The 16,387-nt window shown below is 49.4% G+C and carries 12 protein-coding genes; 8 read left to right on the forward strand and 4 right to left on the reverse strand.

All coding sequences use genetic code 11. The annotated features are described in order from the left end of the window. Nucleotides 1–13: 13 nt before the first annotated feature. Both sdaAB and sdaAA read left to right on the forward strand, forming a co-directional pair. Complete coding sequence (gene sdaAB, locus C558_RS0102585; protein ID WP_018754658.1) at nt 14–676, forward strand: L-serine ammonia-lyase, iron-sulfur-dependent subunit beta; 663 nt, start codon at nt 14–16, stop codon at nt 674–676. A gap of 61 nt (nt 677–737) precedes the next feature. After that, entirely contained in the window at nt 738–1,613 is an 876-nt protein-coding gene (sdaAA, locus tag C558_RS0102590) for an L-serine ammonia-lyase, iron-sulfur-dependent, subunit alpha (RefSeq protein ID WP_018754659.1), read from the forward strand. A gap of 20 nt (nt 1,614–1,633) precedes the next feature. Here sdaAA and C558_RS0102595 read toward each other — a convergent pair whose 3' ends face one another. Further along, nucleotides 1,634–3,025, reverse strand: a complete 1,392-nt coding sequence (locus tag C558_RS0102595; RefSeq protein WP_018754660.1) for a sensor histidine kinase — start codon at nt 3,023–3,025, stop codon at nt 1,634–1,636. A gap of 1 nt (nt 3,026) precedes the next feature. Continuing rightward, nucleotides 3,027–3,734 carry a response regulator transcription factor gene (locus tag C558_RS0102600; RefSeq protein WP_018754661.1) on the reverse strand — a complete coding sequence of 236 codons (708 nt, stop codon included), beginning with the start codon at nt 3,732–3,734 and terminating at the stop codon, nt 3,027–3,029. Between the two features lie 134 nt (nt 3,735–3,868). Here C558_RS0102600 and C558_RS0102605 point away from each other — a divergent pair, with 134 nt between their 5' ends. Next, complete coding sequence (locus C558_RS0102605; protein ID WP_018754662.1) at nt 3,869–5,446, forward strand: multicopper oxidase family protein; 1,578 nt, start codon at nt 3,869–3,871, stop codon at nt 5,444–5,446. Nucleotides 5,447–5,770: 324 nt separating this feature from the next. On the opposite strand, the gene C558_RS0102610 is transcribed toward C558_RS0102605, so the two are convergent. Beyond that, nucleotides 5,771–7,582, reverse strand: a complete 1,812-nt coding sequence (locus C558_RS0102610; protein WP_018754663.1) for a DEAD/DEAH box helicase — start codon at nt 7,580–7,582, stop codon at nt 5,771–5,773. Nucleotides 7,583–7,974: 392 nt separating this feature from the next. On the opposite strand from C558_RS0102610, the gene C558_RS0102615 reads away from it, so the two are divergent. The 5 genes from C558_RS0102615 (at nt 7,975) to C558_RS0102635 (ending at nt 15,626) form a co-directional block, all read left to right on the forward strand. Next, complete coding sequence (locus C558_RS0102615; RefSeq protein WP_018754664.1) at nt 7,975–9,321, forward strand: sodium-dependent transporter; 1,347 nt, start codon at nt 7,975–7,977, stop codon at nt 9,319–9,321. Nucleotides 9,322–9,364: 43 nt separating this feature from the next. Continuing rightward, the gene (locus C558_RS0102620; RefSeq protein ID WP_018754665.1) at nt 9,365–10,714 is read left to right on the forward strand and encodes a sodium-dependent transporter; all 1,350 of its coding nucleotides are present in this window, start codon (nt 9,365–9,367) and stop codon (nt 10,712–10,714) included. A 277-nt stretch (nt 10,715–10,991) separates the two neighbouring features. Then, a complete protein-coding gene (locus C558_RS32325) occupies nt 10,992–13,421 on the forward strand; it encodes a hypothetical protein (RefSeq protein WP_018754666.1) in 2,430 nt (809 codons plus the stop codon). A 151-nt stretch (nt 13,422–13,572) separates the two neighbouring features. Continuing rightward, nucleotides 13,573–14,976: a sensor histidine kinase gene (locus C558_RS0102630; protein WP_018754667.1), complete on the forward strand. Its 1,404-nt coding sequence runs from the start codon at nt 13,573–13,575 to the stop codon at nt 14,974–14,976. Next, nucleotides 14,973–15,626, forward strand: a complete 654-nt coding sequence (locus tag C558_RS0102635; RefSeq protein ID WP_018754668.1) for a response regulator transcription factor — start codon at nt 14,973–14,975, stop codon at nt 15,624–15,626. Before C558_RS0102630 ends, C558_RS0102635 begins: the two co-directional genes overlap by 4 nt. A gap of 253 nt (nt 15,627–15,879) precedes the next feature. On the opposite strand, the gene C558_RS33585 is transcribed toward C558_RS0102635, so the two are convergent. Beyond that, nucleotides 15,880–16,257, reverse strand: coding sequence for a hypothetical protein (locus C558_RS33585; protein WP_211220726.1), 378 nt, complete (start codon nt 16,255–16,257; stop codon nt 15,880–15,882). Nucleotides 16,258–16,387: the final 130 nt, after the last annotated feature.

Here is a 16,387-nt window from a genome sequence, read left to right on the forward strand (position 1 = left end):
GGTGAGCGGGATCATGAAATATAACAGCGTATTCGATATTATCGGGCCGATTATGGTCGGTCCTTCGAGTTCCCATACCGCGGGTGCGGCGATCATCGGTCGTCTGGCTCGCAGTGTGTTCGGAAGAGAGCCGAAGCGGGCGGATATTCATTTGTACGGCTCTTTTGCAGAGACCTATCGCGGGCATGCGACGGATGTGGCCATTGTAGGTGGGCTGCTTGATTTCGATACGAACGATGAGCGTATTCCGAACTCGTTACAGCTGGCGAAGGAAGCGGGACTTGTTGTTGAATTTCATAAAGAAGAGGCGGTCCCGGAGCATCCGAACACGACGAAAATTCGCTTGGAAGATGAGCGGGGATCCCTTGAGGTCATTGGCATATCGATCGGTGGCGGCAAAGTAGAGATTACGGAATTGAACGGCTTCAAGCTGCGGCTGAACGGGATGTATCCGGCGATTCTTGTGCTGCATGATGATCGATATGGCGTGATCTCAGGTGTGACGAATATTCTGACACAGCATCGTGTGAATATTGGGCATATGGAAGTATCGCGGAAGGAAAAAGGCCAAATGGCGCTCATGGTCATCGAAGTGGATCAGAATTTGGAGGATGCCATTCTGGATGAGATTCGGAAGCTAGATCATGTGACCCAAGTGACGCGGATGAGCCCATAACGGGATTGAGAAATAGAGGCAATAAGGAAAGTAACATTTGAATGAGGGGAGTCGAAGGGACATGTTCCGAAATGTAGCAGAGCTCGTAGAAAAGGCACAAAGTCAAGGCATTTCGATTGCAGAGGTCATGATTCAACAGGAGATGGAGTTCGCGGAGCTCAGCCGCGAAGCCGTCGTCGCTCGCATGGAGCGTAATTTGGATGTCATGGAACAAGCCGTCGATAAAGGGCTGGCAGGCGTACAATCCTTGTCTGGATTGACGGGTGGGGACGCTGTCCTTATGCAGCAATACATTGCAAAGGGGAAGACCTTATCCGGGCCATTCATCCTCGATGCGGTATCGAAGGCGGTCGCGACGAATGAAGTGAATGCGGCGATGGGGATGATCTGTGCGACGCCAACGGCAGGTTCGGCAGGTGTCGTGCCGGGAACATTGTTCGCTGTTCGGGAGACACTAAAGCCGACGCGTGAGCAAATGGTTCATTTCTTGTTCACGGCAGGGGCATTCGGCTTCGTAATCGCGAATAACGCGTCCGTATCGGGTGCGGCAGGCGGTTGTCAGGCGGAAGTAGGCTCTGCGACAGGGATGGCCGCAGCAGCGCTTGTGGAACTGTCAGGCGGAACGCCGGAGCAGTCTGCACATGGAATGGCCATTGCATTGAAGAATTTGCTCGGACTCGTGTGCGATCCTGTAGCAGGACTCGTCGAAGTGCCCTGCGTGAAGCGGAACGCAATGGGGGCAGCCGTCGCGATGGTTGCGGCAGATATGTCGCTTGCAGGCATCAAGAGCCGTATCCCGGCTGATGAAGTCATTGAAGCGATGTACCGCATCGGACAAGGTATGCCAAGCGCGCTTCGCGAGACGGCTCGCGGCGGATTAGCTGCGACACCGACAGGCAAGAAGCTGGCTGAACAGATATTTGGCGAGAAGCAGTAAAAAGGGAGCCGCTGTTCGTTTCAATGGGGCCGATAGGGTAAGGTGAGAATGAAGCAAGCCCCTTGTCCATACCGGCTCTTCACTTCAATCTGGCCATGATGCAATTCGATGAGCTTGGACACAATCGACAGACCAAGTCCGCTGCCGCCGTGCTGGCGGGATCTGGATTTCTCCACACGGTATAGCCGGTCGAAGAGGTAGGGAAGCTCGACTTCTGGAATGCCGATGCCCGTGTCTTGAATGGATATCCGGCATTGCTCCGTACCTGGCTCGATTGACGCTGTAATAGAACCTTGATCGGTATAACGAATGGCATTGTCGAGTAGATTCATCAGGATCTGCTCTAGACGTCCTTCATCGCCCCAGATTTGGATGACGGATGCTGGTGTCTGCAAGCAAAGTTCAATGCCTTTCTGGGAAGCATTCAGAGATACATTCGAGAGAACGCGTTCCATTAATGGGACGAAGTTCAAAGTTTCGGGTTCCAGACGGATCTGGCCGTCCTCCAGCTTCGATAATTCGAACAGATCATTAATTAATCGATTTAATCGCTTCGCTTCATGATGGATAATCATGAGGTATTGCTGTTCTTCCTCCTCGCTCTCATAGAGCCTCTCCGCAACGACCCGTGCATAACCCTCTAAATAAGTAATTGGGGTCTTCAAATCATGTGATATATTCGCAAAAAACTCACTCCGCGTATTCTGATACCGCTCCAAATCCCGTGCCATATCATTGATCGATGCGGCAAGCGCACCGATTTCGTCTTTGGAGCTGACCGTTACGCGCGTGTCCAAGTGACCGATCGCAATATTGCGCGTCGCGGTCACCATCTGTTGTATGGGCTTCGTTAATTTGCGTGATAGAACAAACGAGAAGGCTAGACCGATCACCATGCCAACGATACATAGAATCAGTAGCAGTTGTCGGATGTTATGGAGGAACGCAACAATCGGTGCGAGGGAGGCAGTCATAATGACACTTCCTTGGAAGATGTCGCGATCCATTAATGGCAGTCCTGAGATGATAAAGCCTTGGCCTGCCGCAGTCGTAATCTCGGTATCGATAGATTGGCCCTTCTGTAGCACCTGCAGCATGGAAGGCGTTAGATATTGTTCCAGCGGCTGCTCCATGTTGGAAGATCGGCTAGCAATTGCGCCAGTCGCATCGAGCACGTGAATGCCGACCTTGGAGAATTCGGCCATCGTTGTGATGGCATCAGGATTGATGCCATGCTGCGTATTTGCCATTTTCAGAAAATGGGCCGCAAGCTCCATATTCTCCTCATGGGATTTCTGGATATAGAATTTCGTAATGACGCGATCTGTCACAAAGCCAAGCAGGGCGAACACGAGCAGGAAGATGGAGAGCATTGTAACGCCGAGTTTTATATCTACACGATTCCACTTCACCTTAGTGTCCTCCTGATTGGAATTTGTACCCTACACCCCATGCCGTCTGTATGGGTGAGAATGATAAATTTGCACGGTGCGCTTTTTCACGGATGTTCTTCACATGGTTATCGACCGATCGAACATCCCCGTTGTAATCGAAGCTCCAGAGCTGTTCGACGATATGGTCGCGCGTAAAGACCCGATGCGGATTCGAGGCAAGCAGATATAGAATATCGTATTCTTTGGGCGTGAAATCGACGAGCTGGTTCTGAATATGAATCTCACGGCGGTCAGGGTAGATCGTCATGTCTTCAAAAGACAGCGGCCGTGTGATCAGTGAAGGCGTTGGTATATTCAACTGCTGTACGCGGCGGAGCAATGCACCTACGCGGGCGACGAGCTCGCCTGGATCAAATGGTTTGATTAGATAGTCATCTGCACCGAGATTGAGCCCTGTAATCCGATCCTTGGTCTCACTACGTGCGGTAAGCATCAGGATCGGCAGGGTTTGAATGCGGCGGATTTCGGTACATACCGCATAGCCATCCATTTCCGGCATCATAATATCGAGAATGACGAGATCGATCGGCTGCCGGTTCAGCCATTGCAGTGCCTCGATTCCATTCTGAGCTTCATAAATGAGATAACCTTGTCTCTTGAGATAAATCCGTATTAAATTACGCATTTGGGGTTCGTCGTCGACGACGAGGATATGGTTAGCGGTCATTCGCTTCAACCTCCATTCATGAGCTCCCTCTCCATTATAACGAGGAAATATGTACATTTTGTATGTGATCTACATCATTTACACATAATTGTTCGATATAATCCGACTCAGAAATGAACGAAGGAGATGAAATGATGAAGGGAACATATAAGCTTGGTATGCTGCTCGTGATCGGCACGCTTGCGGTTCTGCTTGCGGGCTGTAAGGATCAGAGCACCGAAGTGACAGCACCTGTAGAGGTATCCAGCAATAAGACCATTACATTGACGGCGCAGGCAAGCACGCTGGAGGTGAAGGATGGGGTGAAGCTTCCGGTCTGGACCTACAACAATCAAGTACCGGGGCCGCAGATCCGTGCTAAAGTTGGCGATACGATTCATGTCACGTTGAAGAATGAACTGGATGTGCCTGTATCGATACACTGGCACGGCTATCCGGTGCCGAATGAGATGGACGGTATTCCAGGTGTGACGCAGGATGCCGTAGTCCCTGGCAAGAGCTTCACGTATTCTTTCAAAGCGACGGTTCCCGGAACCTATTGGTACCACTCCCATCAGGACAGTGTGAATCAAGTGGATAAAGGACTGTATGGCACCCTGATCGTAGAGGATCCGAAGGAGAAGTACGACCGGGATTATACACTCGTATTGGATGAATGGGTCAATGACGGAAAGTCAGAGACAGACAGCAATGACATGGCAGGTATGGACCATGGGAATATGGATATGTCGGGCATGAGTGAAGGCGGCATGGAAGGCATGGATCATTCGCAGATGGGAAGCGATTCGAAGGGTTCTGAGGATTCATCGATGGCGGGTATGGCCGGGATGGACCATGACATGAGTATGTACAATATATATACGGTTAACGGGAAAGCCGGGGCGAGTATACCTGCACTTGAGGTGAAGCAAGGGGAGCGCGTCCGTGTCCGGTTCGTTAACGCGGGCTACATTGAACATAAAATGCATCTGCAAGGCCATGATTTCAAAGTCATTGCGACAGATGGGCAGCCGATTATGAATCCCGCGTTGATCCGCGACCAGCTCCTGGCGATCGCACCTGGCGAACGATATGATGTGGAGTTTATAGCGGATCAGTCCGGTAATGTGCTCATTGATGAGCATGGGGTGGATGCGCGGTCTGACAATATGCGTGTCGCGATTGCCTATGAGGGAAATAAGGGTAAGACTTCACCGTCTGATGCTTCGCAATCCTTTCCCGTATTTGATCTGACGAAGTATGGCGAGAAGCGTGATGCCGCGGCGAAGCTATCGCTGAATACAGCTTTTACACAGGAATTAACCCTGCGTCTGAACACGGCGATGAAGGGTGGGAAGATGGTCTATATGATCAATGATAAAGTGTTTCCAGACACGGATCCGATTCCGGTAAAGTCGGGGGACAAGGTAAAAGTAACGTTGATGAATGAATCCAAGACCGATGACCATCCGATGCATCTGCACGGTCACTTTTTCCAAGTGCTCAGCAAAGACGGCAAGCCTATTGAGGGATCCGATCTCGTAAAAGATACGTTAAACCTGAAGCCGGGAGAGCAATATGTGATTGCATTTGAGGCGGATAATCCGGGAGAGTGGATGTTCCATTGCCATGATCTGCACCATGCTTCCGCAGGAATGGTAACCGAGGTGAACTATTCGGATTATAAGAAGGCGTACGTACCAGACCCGAGTGTAGGGAATATGCCGGAATAAGATATATGAAAAAAAACACCCTCTTGCGACATGATCACTTGTAGATAAGGGATCAAGACGCAGAGGGTGTTTGTTGTTATTGAAGAGTTAGTAGCAGTAAAACGGCGGTTTATGTTGGATTTTGTCCAAGATAAGACGCTGAATTGCGGCTATTGTTCCTCTATATTGTATTTGTGTAGGATAGAAGCTTTATATCGCCACATGTTCCACTTATACTGCCTAAAGTTCGTGCAAAAATACAGGATAGCGCGCTATTGGAGGATAATAACCCCTTAGTTAATGTAAATATCCATGATAGCGGGTGCTCGAAGTTAGACGTGTAATCTATCTTCTGCCGCGCCCGCTGTTGCCACCACGACTACCGCGGCCTGAATCTTGGCGTCCGCCACGTCCCGCTGGTTGTGTAGAGCGACTACTGCTGCGCTCACCGCGCCCTGCGGATTGCGCCGCGCGCCCGAAGTCGCGCTCACCGCGCCCCGCGGATTGCGCCGCGCGCCCGAAGTCGCGCTCGCCGCGCCCTGCGGATTGCGCCGCGCGCCCGAAGTCGCGCTCGCCGCGCCCTGCGGATTGCGCCGCGCGCCCGAAGTCGCGCTCGCCGCGCCCCGCGGATTGCGCCGCGCGCCCGAAGTCGCGCTCGCCGCGTCCGGCAGATTGAGCCGCGCGTCCGAAGTCGCGCTCACCGCGTCCCGCGGATTGAGTCGCGCGCCCGAAGTCGCGCTCACCGCGTCCCGCGGGTTGAGCCGCGCGCCCGAAGTCGCGCTCACCGCGTCCCGCGGGTTGAGCCGCGCGCCCGAAGTCGCGCTCGCCGCGTCCCGCGGATTGCGCTGCGCGCCCGCCGCTGCGCTCCTCGCGCTGTGCGCCACGGCCTGCTGCGCTGCCGCGGGAAGCCCCGCGCTCGCTGTTGCGCCCTGCGCCTCGACGCTCACCACCACCACCACGACCCGCCTTCGGCGCGTCCGTGCGGTTCTGGCGTCCCGCTTTGGCTAGGGATGCCTTCGCGTCGCCCGTGCGCTCAAGCCCTGCGGCACCGAGCTGGCGCTTCGGCAGCGTCATGCGGATGCCGCGCTCGATGACTTCTAGCGCTCCGCGATCATGCGATGTCACGAATGTAATCGCGGTACCTGTATTCCCGGCACGGCCTGTCCGTCCAATGCGGTGAATGTAGAGCTCAGCGTCAGCCGGGATATCATAGTTGAAGACATGCGTGACGCCTTCGATATCAAGGCCGCGTGCAGCCATATCTGTCGCGACGAGGATTTGCAGCTTCGCTTCACGGAATTTCTTCATGACCTGTTCACGCTTCGCTTGCGTCAGGTCACCGTGAAGTTCGTCCGATGCGTATCCTTGCTCTTGCAGCTCTTGATTCAGCTTGCTCGCCCGGCGCTTGGTCCGGCAGAACACGACAGCTAGATACGGATGCTGCTGCTCGATCAAGGTGCAGAGGTCGTTGAATTTCGAGCGATCCGACACCTGCATCGCAATTTGAGTAATTTCCGTTAATGTAACTTGTTTCGCTTCCACTTTCACATGGTGCGGCTGCTTCATATAAGCTTGTGCTAATTGACGCACTTGCTGCGGCATCGTCGCAGAGAAGAGTAATGTCTGACGACGTGTAGGCGTCTGAACAATAATATCCTGAACATCCGTCAAGAAGCCCATGTGCAGCATTTGGTCCGCTTCATCCAGGACGAGCATTTTCAGCTTGCCGAGCGTGATCGAACCGCGGCGAAGATGGTCGAGCAATCGCCCAGGCGTTGCTACAACGATGTGGACAGCGCCTTCAAGCTTACGCAGCTGTCGTTCAACATCTTGTCCACCGTAAGCTGCGAGGACGCGTGCACCTACGACGGGAGCAAGCTTTTTCAGCTCCGATGTGATCTGGATAGCAAGCTCACGCGTCGGTGTCAGGATAAGCCCTTGTACACCGTCATTATTTACATTAATACGCTCGAGCATTGGCAATACGAATGCGAGCGTCTTCCCCGTACCTGTCTGCGCTTCGGCGATGACATCATGTTCATTTTGTATAAATGGAATGGACTCTTCTTGAATAGGTGTCGGGGATGAGATCCCGAGCTCCTGCAGCTTCAGGACGAGTTCCGTTCGAAGGCCTAATTTGTTAAATGGTTTTGTCATGAGATTGATGAGCTCCCTTATCATAAATTCCTGTTGCTATTGTAACATGCGCGGCGTCTTAAGCAAGCAGCGGCGGCATCTTCCGTTTTCTTGTTACCGCGGTACAGCATATATCCTTTACTGTGGTTGGGTGGATTTGGTATGTATTGTTTTCCAGTTATCTATTGACTATTATCATTGAATCAGGGCATACTGTGAAAACATTCTCATAGAAGAAGTTCATAAGCTAACTTCGTTTCATCCGAACTAAGTAATTGCATATGAGGTAGTTTACTGCAAAATCGATAAGGTACAAGTATGATAATTATTTGAACCATATCATATGAAGGAATTAATGAATCAAGCAGTGTTTTCCCACACTACATCTTAGATTACACAATAAGGGGTTATTTATGTCAAAGAAGTCACAGCAGCGCAACAACACGGATCAATTCTCATCTTTTGGTTTCATTATGGCTGCAATCGGCAGCGCCGTAGGTATCGGGAACATGTGGAAATTTCCCTATCTTACCGGGAGTAACGGAGGGGGAGCCTTCCTCTTTGTCTTTATCATTTGTTTAGTCTTGGTAGGTATTCCGATTCTACTCGCAGAGCTATCTTTGGGTCGTGCAGGTCGCGGCGATGCGATGACTTGTTTTCAAGTATTGGCGGTTAAGCAGCGCAAGTTGTGGGCTAGCTTTGGGCTGTTATCCATCATCGCGGCATTTATGATCTATTCGTTCTATATTGTTGTTACGGGTTGGACGTTCAACTATGCGGTAGTATCATTCTCCGGTGCGTTATATCGTCAACCGGATTTTGCTGCGTATTTTAAGGAGTTCTCAGGAGGGGGCTGGCCTCTCTTCTATATGATCGTGACCGTCGTGATTGCGGCTCGCGTGCTGATGAAAGGCGTGTCCAAGGGGATTGAACTGTTCAATAAAATTCTGATTCCCGTCCTAGGCGTCTTACTTGTTGTATTAATGGGGGTATCCTTAACGCTTCCTGGTGCAAAAGCAGGCGTTGAGTTTTTCCTAAAACCTGATTTCTCGGAGCTATCGATTCAATCGACGCTCGTCGCACTTGGACAAGCGTTCTTCTCGTTATCACTAGGGATGGGGGCGATGGTCACGTACGGCGCTTATGTGGAGAAAGATCAATCGCTAGGCAAAGCAACGCTCGCCGTGAGTGTCGGGAACATTATCTATGCGGTTATCGCGGGACTTATTATCTTCCCGATGACCTTCTCGTATGGACTCGAGCCTACGGCAGGCCCAGGGCTGATCTTCGTTGCATTGCCAGCGGCTTTTGCGAATATGCCATTTGGACATATGCTCGGCGGTTTGTTCTTCCTGCTTATCGCATTCGCAGCGTTGACATCCTGCGTATCCGTTCTGGAGGTTATTATTGCGTTCGTCATCAAGCATTTAGGTTGGACACGTCGTCGTGCCGTCACCGTGCTGTCCTGCTTATCAGCGATTCTTGCGATTCCGATCTCCCTATCCGTCGGTGGTCCTATCGCGGAATGGAAGTTATTCGGCTTCAATCTGTTCGATTTGTTCGATTATATAGCATCGAATATATTCCTGCCGATTGCCGGGTTAGGGGTTACATTATTCATTGGTTATATCACCAAAGCTGGGGCGCAAGAAGCGAACCTGCAGCCGGGAATGAACAAGGTATGGCTCACCTTACTGCGTTATGTGGTCCCCGTCTTCGTGGTCCTTATCTTCCTGTATTCCACAGGGCTTATTGCATAATACTTCACGACAACTCGTGCAGACAGGAGAAATTGCATTTATTATGGCGAACAACAGAACAGCGCTTGAGACAAAACAAGCCACAGATCAATTCAGTAGTGCCGGCTTTATTCTAGCTGCGATCGGCAGTTCCGTCGGCCTTGGAAACATGTGGATGTTCCCTTATATTACGGGACAGAACGGAGGCGGAGCTTTTGTTCTCCTCTTTTTCTTATGTCTCCTCGTCGTCGGGATGCCTGTCTTGTTGGCAGAGCTTGCGATTGGGCGGGGTGGGCGCGGGGATGCAGCTTCCTCATTCCGTAATCTAACCACACGCAGAATATGGCATAAGAGCGGAATTTTCCTTGTTATCGGCGCATTCTTGTTATTTACGTTCTATAGTGTCGTTGCCGGTTGGACGCTGCAGTATACGCTGCAATCGTTTGTTGGTGATCTCTATTCGAATCCGAATTACACGGAGACATTTGCGCAATATACGAGCGGATGGATGCCAATATTCTGGCAGATTATAATTTTCATCATTACAGGCTGGATTGTAGCCAAAGGGATCTCCGGCGGGATTGAGAAGTTCAATAAAATCGTACTTCCAGCACTATTGATCATCTTAGTCGTTCTTATGGTGCGCGCGTTATTTTTACCTGGTGCAGGGGAAGGGGTTTCTTTCTTCTTGAAGCCCGATTTCTCGGAATTGACGGTGGATTCCTTACTGCAAGCACTGGGTCAAGCGTTCTTCTCGCTCTCACTTGGGGTCGGGGGGATGATGACGTACGGTGCTTATGTGGAGAAGAATCAGTCGCTCAGTCAAGCAACCGTAGCGATTACGGGGGGCAGTGTGGTGTATGCGTTGATTGCCGGACTCATTATTTTTCCGACCACCTTCTCCTTCGGCATTGCGCCAAGCTCAGGGCCAGGACTTGTGTTTATCGCGCTTCCTGCTGCGTTCTCATCGATGCCTTTCGGGCACATGTTCGGGGCCTTCTTCTTCATTCTGCTCGCCATTGCGGCGTTGACTTCAGCAATTTCGATGGTTGAGGTACCCGTTGCATATTGTATGAATCGTTGGCAGTGGAGCCGGAAGAAAGCAGCCACGCTTGTACTAATTGTTTGTTATGTGTTTGCGTTACCCTGTGTTCTCTCCGCAGGCGGTGTGCTTAGTTCTTATACGTTAGGCGGCAAAAATGTCTTTGACTGGATGAACTACATCACCTCGAATATTATGCTGCCGCTCGGCGGACTCATGATTACGATCTTTGTCGGTTACGTATGGACGAGGTCGGTGGAAGAGGCAGGGCTTAGCTCGGGATGGTTCAAAGCTTGGATTTTCACACTGCGGTATATTGCTCCATTATTAATTATATTGATCTTGTTATCATCGATTGGTCTATTGAAATAAAGCGAGAACCGAGTAGCGTCTACAGCCCTTTTACGTGGTTAGAGTAGACGCCTTTTTTATGTGTATACATAGAGAATTCTAACGCATCTTGTTCAGATGAAATTAAGATTGAGTTAAACTGGGGGAAAATTTTTTTATGTATTTTCTTGCAACATTTTGTGGAACCCTCCCGTTAAGGAGTATGTATGCAAGAGCACATCATAGAAACATGGCCATGAAAAGAATGAAACACCAAGCAGCAACCATAAAATTTAGATGACAATGGAGGAATTACATCATGAACAAATTTTACAAAGTACTCGCTACGGCAACAATTCTAGCAATGGCAGCAGTCCCTGTGGCAAGCGCGCATCAATCGCAGCAAGTACCTAGCATTGCGGTATGCCCTCCAGGTCCAGTTGATCAAGCGGATCTGAAGAAAGATGTATCTATCTTGAATGCGAATGCGAAGAGCAACCAGAACAAACACGACAAAGAACATAACGAGAACAAAGAAAATAAAGAAAACAAACATAATGAAGATAAAGAACATAAAGAACATAAAGAACATAAAGAACATAAAGAAGATAAAGAACATAAAGAGCAAAGACAAGTTCTTGGTACAGTCGGCCAAATTACGAACTATACAAATAATCAGAACGGCAAGTACATAACAGTAGTCGGGAGAGGCGTTACGGCGAAAGATCAAAGCGATATGATTCTCGCGATCACAAAAGATACAAAGATTATTAATTCCAAGGGGAAAAAGGTTAGCATAGATTCCATCATCAAGGGTGGAAAAGCGGTAAAAGTATTCTATGGTCCAGTGATGACAAAGAGCTTGCCGCCAAGAGGCACGGCGATAACGGTAATCGAACAAGATCAAGCGATGAACGGTGTTATTGGTAAAGTTACGGAAGCGAAGAATAGCAAAGTCGTCGTGACAGGCAAGAACATTTATAATGGCAAAGAAGAGACGATTGTGCTTCAGCTTACAGGCCACACGCCAATCGTGGATCAAAACGGCAAGAAGATTGAGCGCAAAGACATTACAAAAGGTATGAGCATTGAAGCGTTCTACGGCCCGCATACAACAAAGAGCGTTCCTGCACAAGCGAAAGCGAGCTACATTATTGTGAATAAGGAGCAACAAGTGCAAGAGCTTGGAACAAGCGGCGTGATCGTGGAGAAGAATGACAGTCAAATCACGGTTGTAGGTACGCCTGCAGCGCAAGGTGGACAGAAGGAAATCAAGCTTAATGTGACTGATAACACAGTTATCGTGAATGAAAAAGGCGAGAAGCTGACGAAAGATACACTTAAAGCGAACCAAAACGTAGATGTCTTCTACGGACCAGCGATGACATTCAGCTTGCCACCAATGGGCAATGCAACGAAAATCGTTGTTAAAGGACAAGAATCGGTTAAAGCCGAGGGAACAATCGAGAAATCGGATTTTGCCAAAGGTTCGCAAATTTATCTGAACGTAAACTCGGATGACAACAAGGTGAATGATATTGTTCTAAATATCAACAAAGATACGAAAATCGTGAACCTTCATGGCAACCAAGTGGAATTGAAGCCAGGCATGAAAATTGTTGCTTTCCATTCTCAAATCATGACGATGTCGATTCCTGGAATCACAGATGCTAATATGATCGTTATTACTGAGGAACAACAAGTACAATTGCCAGGTACTGACGGCATCGTGACAGATGTGAACGGGGACCGCGTGACGGTTGTCGGCAATCCGCTTGAGCAAGGTGGACAACAACAAATTATTCTTACTGTCGATAAAGATACAGTGATCGTGAATGAAAAAGGCCAAGTGCTCAGCAAGGATGCTATCAAACCGAATGTAAGTGTCGAAGCAACGTATGGCCCAATCATGACGGCGAGCTTCCCAGCGATGTCGCATGCGAGCAAAATTGTTGTTAAAGGTCAGGAGACTGTAAAAATCGAAGGTACAATCATGAAGGATCGTACAAACGATAAGCAGCTCTATGTGAACGTGAAATCCGATAATGAAACGTCGAATGACGTGATTCTGAACGTTACAAAAGATACAAAAATCGTGAACATCCATGGCGGCGAAGCAAAATTGACACCAGGAACGAAGATCGTTGCGTACCACTCGCCAATCATGACGATGTCGCTACCAGGCATCACGAATGCGGAGTTGATCATCGTAACTGAAGCACAGCAAGAGCAATTGCCAGGTACAGACGGCATCGTGACAGATGTGAACGGAGATCGCGTGACGGTTGTCGGCAATCCGCTTGAGCAAGGTGGACAACAACAAATTATTCTTACTGTCGATAAAGATACTGTGATCGTGAACGAAAAAGGCCAAGTGCTTAGCAAGGATGCGATCAAACCGAATGTTAGTGTAGAAGCAACGTATGGCCCAATCATGACGATGAGCTTCCCAGCGATGTCGCATGCGAACAAAATTGTTGTTAAAGGTCATGAGACTGTGAAAATCGAAGGTACAATCATGAAAGATCGTACGAACGATAAGCAGCTGTATGTGAATGTGAAATCCGATAATGAATCGTCGAATGATGTGATTCTGAATATCACGAAAGAAACGAAAATCGTGAATATCCATGGCGGCGAAGCGAAATTAACGCCAGGAACGAAAATCGTAGCTTACCATTCGCCGATCATGACGAAATCTCTTCCAGGCATCACAAATGCAGAATTGATCATCGTTGTCTCTGAATAATCACTATCGTACAACAGAGCAGCCGCTCCCAGAAATGGGGCGGCTGTTTTTTGATGAGAAAATTGCTGAAGTGAGGGATTTCTTATAGGCGCTAATTCCACCAAGATATGTCAGGGAATGTTTAGTGATTATGTTATAATGATGAAAATGCATGGTTTATGAGGACGGGGAATATCATTTGATTTTTGTGCTGATTGTATTGTGGATTGCGTCTCTATTATTACTACTATCCGGCTGGCGCAATCGCTCGGCCCGCTGGCTGAGCAGCGTCGCATTCTGCGGTGGTTCGGGTGCCCTGGCATCCGTGCTGCAAGAAGTGATACGGCCTGTCGTATCGGTTCTTGGGGGAACAGCAACAACGGATGAAGGTCTCTATATCGCTATGACGGTCTTCTCGTTAATTAGCTATTATGGATTGCCCTACTGTTATGTAAGATTCGCGGGAACATACCATGGATTACCGCAACTGCAGCCGAAATGGCGCTCGCTCCATTGGCTCTTGCTATTACCTGTCGTAGGTATGTTCCTCATTCATCACTATTATCCACCAGATTATAACGTGCTTGTCTACTGGGCGGTACCTTATATTGTCATCGGGACAGTGCTTATTGTGCGTAAGCGCGGTGTCCAGCCGTGGGAGCAGCGTTCCCATCAGGTGACGATGATAGCGGTCGTTCCTGCTGTCTTATTCGCGATGGTGATGAATTATGTGATGCCGGCGCTTGGCATCTACGAGATGTGGCGGTATAACGTCTGGACGATCACACTTGCTTTTCTGATCTTCGTGACCGCTTTGTTCAAATCGGGCTTCCTTGGGGTCCAGCTCTATATTGAGCGCCGCCAAATGGATCGGACGCTCCGAGCGATTACTTCCGGGACAGCGATTCTAAATCATGCGATTAAGAATGATATTGGCAAAATCCAGCTCTACTGCGACAAGCTTATCTCTTCGCCAAACAAAGATTCTCAGGATGAGCTGAGGCAAGATGTGAAGGTGATAGCGCGTGCTGCGACACATATTCAGGAAATGGTGAGCCGTGTGCAGCATAATACACAGGATTTGGTCCTCAGACCGGAACCGGTACAACTTGAGACATTAATCTCGGAGACGATCGAGATGCTTCGTCCAAAGCTTACGCAATCGGGTATCGAGGTCAGCACGTCATGGGGCGATGATCAAGCGTTGATGGAACTTGTCATTGATCGCGCTCAAGTTCATGAGACACTACATAATATTATGATGAATGCCATTGAAGCGATGCTGCAAGGGGGCAAGCTGAGAATTCTACGGAATGAGACCAAGCGGTTGTGGATCGTAAGCATTGAAGATACAGGGGACGGTATTCCGAAGGAACATCTGGGCAAGGTGATGAACCCATTCTTCACGACGAAGGCAAGCAGCTCGAACAACTTTGGGCTGGGACTGGCTTACTGTTATCAAGTGATGAAGAAGCATGGCGGGACGATGCGAATCGAGAGCCGTCCATCGGGCGGAACAACAGTCTATTTACATTTTGCCAAAAATAAACGAGCAAGTCGGGAGGCTGGAGCATGACAATGATTCGCGTGCTCCTCGTGGAGGATGACGAGGATTGGAGAAGGGGGTTGTCCGCTTATGTCACGAAAGAGGCGGATATGGAGGTCATTGGTACGGCTGCAAACGCGGCTGATGCACGTACGCTTGCTCCAGCCTTGAACCCGGATGTCATCCTCATGGATATCATGCTGGTTGATTCGATGGAGGGGATTGCATTAACCGCCGAAATTAGTGCGTTGTGTGAGGCGAAAATTATTATGCTCTCGTCGTTGACGGAGAAGCAGGTGATCTTCGATGCGTTCAAAGCGGGGGCGGTTAATTATCTGGTGAAGTCCGACTTTGGGGCGATTCCTGGGGCGATACGTGAGGCTTATCGTGAGAGTTCGCCGATTGACGCGCAGGTTGCCGAGCAAATCCGAGAGGAGTTCCGCCGCTTGAAGCAGATGGAACAAGAGTATGAGGCGAAGAAGCTGAAGGATCTGATCACGCCGGCCGAAATTCAAGTCTTGTCGATGATCGACCAAGGTTATACGCAGACACAAATCGCCGATAAATTCGTGATCTCCATTCGTACCGTGAAAAATCACGTAAGCCATATTCTGAAGAAGCTGCCAGGCAAGAGCAGTAAAGAAGCGGCTAAGAAGGCGAAGGACATGGGCTTGTTTTAGGTAAAGGAGTACCTGCTTGATGTAAGAGCAGGTACTCTTTTTCATGTATGCAATGAATAGTGGATCGGGGAGGGTATCTCTTTCCAGTCGATTCTTGTCCGCCCTTTGCGATGATTGGAATAGTCGGTGGCAAAGGGCTCCCAAAGATCGAACGCAGGCTCTTCCAAGAGACACCCTCCTCCTACGGGTTATTCATTGAACAGGCCATGATGCCCGTACCTACCCTTAAATCAGGGCAGGTACGGGATGGGGATTAGCGGGATTTACGGTTGCTGCGAGTGCTTTTACGAACGGCTTTAGTACGGGCACGCATGCCACAGTGTACGTCTGATTCGGTGACGTGGCAGAAATGTTGCGGGACAGGGATCGTGTGATGTTGGTTAACGACATTGACTGGATGAACGATCGGTTGTGTTGCTGTGTGGTACTTGTTGTTAACAACCGTTTGCGTTGGAGCTACAATCGCTGGCAATGTGGATGGTTGCATAGGCATAGGCATAGGCATAGGCTGCATTGCGTAAGGGCTAACATTCGATGGACCCATGTTAGATGGACCCATGTTGGATGGACCCATGTTCGACGGGCCTACGTTCGCAGGACTAACATTAGAAGGATATCCCATTGGTTTCATGTTGCTTCCACAATTACGTTTCATTTTTAAATTCATCTCCTTTAGCCGAATTAATATACAATACGTAATACGCCTCCGCCCTGCTTGTTCATTTGCCCCTGGTATAACAGTTTATTTTTTGTGGTGAAGG

Origin of the sequence: Paenibacillus terrigena DSM 21567, from assembly GCF_000374845.1 — a bacterium.
GTDB classification, from domain to species: Bacteria; Bacillota; Bacilli; order Paenibacillales; family Paenibacillaceae; genus Paenibacillus_K; species Paenibacillus_K terrigena.

Bases quoted from the DNA above. Each gene is read 5' to 3' on its own strand.
- sdaAA (WP_018754659.1), top strand. From the start codon at position 738: ATGTTCCGAAATGTAGCAGAGCTCGTAGAAAAGGCACAAAGTCAAGGC.
- C558_RS0102635 (WP_018754668.1), top strand. From the start codon at position 14,973: ATGACAATGATTCGCGTGCTCCTCGTGGAGGATGACGAGGATTGGAGA.
- C558_RS0102600 (WP_018754661.1), bottom strand. From the start codon at position 3,734: ATGACCGCTAACCATATCCTCGTCGTCGACGACGAACCCCAAATGCGT.
- sdaAB (WP_018754658.1), top strand. From the start codon at position 14: ATGAAATATAACAGCGTATTCGATATTATCGGGCCGATTATGGTCGGT.
- C558_RS0102610 (WP_018754663.1), bottom strand. From the start codon at position 7,582: ATGACAAAACCATTTAACAAATTAGGCCTTCGAACGGAACTCGTCCTG.
- C558_RS0102630 (WP_018754667.1), top strand. From the start codon at position 13,573: ATGGTTTATGAGGACGGGGAATATCATTTGATTTTTGTGCTGATTGTA.
- C558_RS0102615 (WP_018754664.1), top strand. From the start codon at position 7,975: ATGTCAAAGAAGTCACAGCAGCGCAACAACACGGATCAATTCTCATCT.
- C558_RS0102620 (WP_018754665.1), top strand. From the start codon at position 9,365: ATGGCGAACAACAGAACAGCGCTTGAGACAAAACAAGCCACAGATCAA.
- C558_RS32325 (WP_018754666.1), top strand. From the start codon at position 10,992: ATGAACAAATTTTACAAAGTACTCGCTACGGCAACAATTCTAGCAATG.
- C558_RS33585 (WP_211220726.1), bottom strand. From the start codon at position 16,257: ATGAAACCAATGGGATATCCTTCTAATGTTAGTCCTGCGAACGTAGGC.
- C558_RS0102605 (WP_018754662.1), top strand. From the start codon at position 3,869: ATGAAGGGAACATATAAGCTTGGTATGCTGCTCGTGATCGGCACGCTT.